This window comes from Sphingomonas sp. P3_C6 (genome assembly GCF_056402595.1).
Genome location: NZ_JBFUHB010000071.1, coordinates 1 through 603 on the forward strand (window position 1 = coordinate 1; position 603 = coordinate 603).

Consider the following 603-nt stretch of genomic DNA (forward strand, 5'->3'; position numbering starts at 1 on the left):
GGCCTTTGGCCAACCGGCGCCCAGCCGCGCAACGGCGCCATGTTGGTCTTCGCCCAGGTCTCGTCGATGAAGACGAGGCGCGCTGGATCAAGCCGGCCTTGATACTTCTTCCACTGCTCGCGGCGCCGGGCCACCTGCGGCCGGAGCTGTTCGGCGGGCAGAACGCTTTTTTTTGAAGCTCAGTCCCTCGGCATGAACAAAGCGCCAGACCTGAACATAGTCGACCTTCACCCCGCGTTCGGCCAGCTCGGCCACCAGCCCGCGCAACGTGAAATCGCGGGCGGCACGTTCCAGCAGCCAGTCGCGATTGGCACCGGACAGAATGTTGGGCTTGTGGCCGCCCATCTGACCGGGGGCTGCGCTACCCGTCTCACGCACACGCCGTACCCATTTGATCGCCGAGCTCGCCGCTACGCCAAAGCGTGCCGCTGCCGCATGGCAGGACATGCTCTCCTCCATCACCGCCGCTACAACCCGCTCGCGCAGGTCCATCGAATAGGGCTTGGCCATGCTAGCTGGCCTCCGATCTCCAGCCAGCATCTTGAATCAGAAAATCAGACCAAAGGGAATCCCATTTGAATCAGTCAAATGTCATCCCGCTCT

Annotated in this window: 1 pseudogene; it reads right to left on the minus strand. The window is 62.7% G+C overall.

Going from position 1 to position 603, the window contains the following annotated elements:
• A pseudogene (locus tag AC1DT7_RS24230) lies at window positions 1–510 on the minus strand (transposase); the annotation flags it as partial.
• Window positions 511–603 lie beyond the last annotated feature (93 nt).